Origin of the sequence: Rhodococcus gordoniae (genome assembly GCF_001646655.1) — a bacterium.
GTDB lineage: Bacteria > Actinomycetota > Actinomycetes > Mycobacteriales > Mycobacteriaceae > Rhodococcus > Rhodococcus gordoniae.
In genome coordinates this window covers 1-3,119 of record NZ_LPZN01000053.1, presented here as the reverse complement: position 1 = coordinate 3,119, position 3,119 = coordinate 1, and the positions used below count along the sequence as shown (strand labels likewise).

Below are 3,119 nucleotides of genomic sequence, written 5' to 3'. Positions count from 1 at the left end.
TGTGAATGCCGCGGCTTCGGCGGTGTACTTGAGCCCCGCTACATTGTCGGCGCAGAACCACTTGACCAGTGAGCTATTACGCACTCTTTCAAGGGTGGCTGCTTCTAAGCCAACCTCCTGGTTGTCTCAGCGATCCCACATCCTTTTCCACTTAGTACACGCTTAGGGGCCTTAGCCGGCGATCTGGGCTGTTTCCCTCTCGACTACGAAGCTTATCCCCCGCAGTCTCACTGCCGCGCTCTCACTCACCGGCATTCGGAGTTTGGCTGATTTCGGTAAGCTTGTGGGCCCCCTAGACCATCCAGTAGCTCTACCTCCGGTGAGAAACACGCGACGCTGCACCTAAATGCATTTCGGGGAGAACCAGCTATCACGGAGTTTGATTGGCCTTTCACCCCTACCCACAACTCATCCCCTCAGTTTTCAACCTAAGTGGGTTCGGGCCTCCACGACGTCTTACCGTCGCTTCACCCTGGCCATGGGTAGATCACTCCGCTTCGGGTCTAGAACATGCCACTACAGATCGCCCTATTCGGACTCGCTTTCGCTACGGCTACCCCACCCGGGTTAACCTCGCGACATGCCGCTAACTCGCAGGCTCATTCTTCAAAAGGCACGCCATCACCCACCACCCCGAAGGATGCGCAGGCTCTGACGGATTGTAAGCGCACGGTTTCAGGTACTATTTCACTCCCCTCCCGGGGTACTTTTCATCTTTCCCTCACGGTACTTGTCCGCTATCGGTCACCAGGGAGTATTCAGGCTTATCGGGTGGTCCCGACAGATTCACACCGGATTTCACGGGCCCGGTGCTACTCGGGTATTCGTATCGACAGTCGCCATGTTTTCGTCTACGGGATTCTCACCCTCTACGACGGGCCGTTCCAGACCACTTCGACTAACACGACGATTTCTCACTGTCGGCCGGCATGGCAGCGCCGACACAACGAACCCCACAACCCCGAATACACAACCCCTGCCAGGTATCACATGTACTCGGTTTAGCCTCATCCGCTTTCGCTCGCCACTACTCACGGAATCACATGTTGTTTTCTCTTCCTGTGGGTACTGAGATGTTTCACTTCCCCACGTTCCCTCCACACACCCTATATATTCAGATGCGGGTAACACGACATCACTCGTGCTGGGTTTCCCCATTCGGAAATCCTCGGATCACAGCTCGGTTGACAGCTCCCCGAGGCATATCGCAGCCTCCCACGTCCTTCATCGGCTCCTGGTGCCAAGACATCCACCGTACGCTCATAAACACTTACAACAAAGATGCTCGCGTCCACTGTGCAGTTCTCAAACAACACACAACAACCCCTACCAACGCCGGCCACACGGCCAACCGCCTTCGTAAGTCATCGTCGCTGATCAAACACATTGCGTGTTCTCTCAGGACCCAACAGTGCACCGATATAACCTTCCGGGCTCTTCTACTAGAGAGAAGAACCGATGGAAAGTACTTGTCAGCGTTCCACCCATGAGCTTCTGCCGTTCCACCTGTGGGAACGAAACAGTCTCTGCCCGAGAGGCATTCACCTGTGTGAACCCTCGCCGGGAGAAGTGCTCCTTAGAAAGGAGGTGATCCAGCCGCACCTTCCGGTACGGCTACCTTGTTACGACTTCGTCCCAATCGCCGATCCCACCTTCGACGGCTCCCTCCCACGAGGGGTTAGGCCACCGGCTTCGGGTGTTACCGACTTTCATGACGTGACGGGCGGTGTGTACAAGGCCCGGGAACGTATTCACCGCAGCGTTGCTGATCTGCGATTACTAGCGACTCCGACTTCACGGGGTCGAGTTGCAGACCCCGATCCGAACTGAGACCGGCTTTAAGGGATTCGCTCCACCTCACGGTATCGCAGCCCTCTGTACCGACCATTGTAGCATGTGTGAAGCCCTGGACATAAGGGGCATGATGACTTGACGTCGTCCCCACCTTCCTCCGAGTTGACCCCGGCAGTCTCCTGCGAGTCCCCACCATTACGTGCTGGCAACACAGGACAAGGGTTGCGCTCGTTGCGGGACTTAACCCAACATCTCACGACACGAGCTGACGACAGCCATGCACCACCTGTCTACCGGCCACAAGGGAAACCACATCTCTGCAGTCGTCCGGTACATGTCAAACCCAGGTAAGGTTCTTCGCGTTGCATCGAATTAATCCACATGCTCCGCCGCTTGTGCGGGCCCCCGTCAATTCCTTTGAGTTTTAGCCTTGCGGCCGTACTCCCCAGGCGGGGCGCTTAATGCGTTGGCTACGGCACGGATCCCGTGGAAGGAAACCCACACCTAGCGCCCACCGTTTACGGCGTGGACTACCAGGGTATCTAATCCTGTTCGCTACCCACGCTTTCGCTCCTCAGCGTCAGTTACTGCCCAGAGACCCGCCTTCGCCACCGGTGTTCCTCCTGATATCTGCGCATTTCACCGCTACACCAGGAATTCCAGTCTCCCCTGCAGTACTCGAGTCTGCCCGTATCGCCTGCAAGCCCGCAGTTGAGCTGCGGGTTTTCACAGACGACGCGACAAACCGCCTACGAGCTCTTTACGCCCAGTAATTCCGGACAACGCTCGCACCCTACGTATTACCGCGGCTGCTGGCACGTAGTTGGCCGGTGCTTCTTCTCCCACTACCGTCACTTGCGCTTCGTCATGGGTGAAAGAGGTTTACAACCCGAAGGCCGTCATCCCTCACGCGGCGTCGCTGCATCAGGCTTGCGCCCATTGTGCAATATTCCCCACTGCTGCCTCCCGTAGGAGTCTGGGCCGTGTCTCAGTCCCAGTGTGGCCGGTCGCCCTCTCAGGCCGGCTACCCGTCGTCGCCTTGGTAGGCCATTACCCCACCAACAAGCTGATAGGCCGCGGGCTCATCCTGCACCGAAAAACTTTCCACCCCCAGCCATGCGGCCGAAGGTCCTATCCGGTATTAGACCCAGTTTCCCAGGCTTATCCCAGAGTGCAGGGCAGATCACCCACGTGTTACTCACCCGTTCGCCACTAATCCACCCAGCAAGCTGGGCTTCATCGTTCGACTTGCATGTGTTAAGCACGCCGCCAGCGTTCGTCCTGAGCCAGGATCAAACTCTCCGTTGAAGACTCACAATCACCCC

The 3,119-nt window shown here is 57.2% G+C and carries 2 rRNA genes; both read right to left on the bottom strand.

Going from position 1 to position 3,119, the window contains the following annotated elements:
* A 23S ribosomal RNA gene (locus A8G18_RS18945) occupies nucleotides 1-1,276 on the bottom strand; the annotation flags it as partial.
* A 304-nt stretch (nucleotides 1,277-1,580) separates the two neighbouring features.
* Nucleotides 1,581-3,102, bottom strand: a 16S ribosomal RNA gene (locus A8G18_RS18940).
* Between the last annotated feature and the right edge of the window lie 17 nt (nucleotides 3,103-3,119).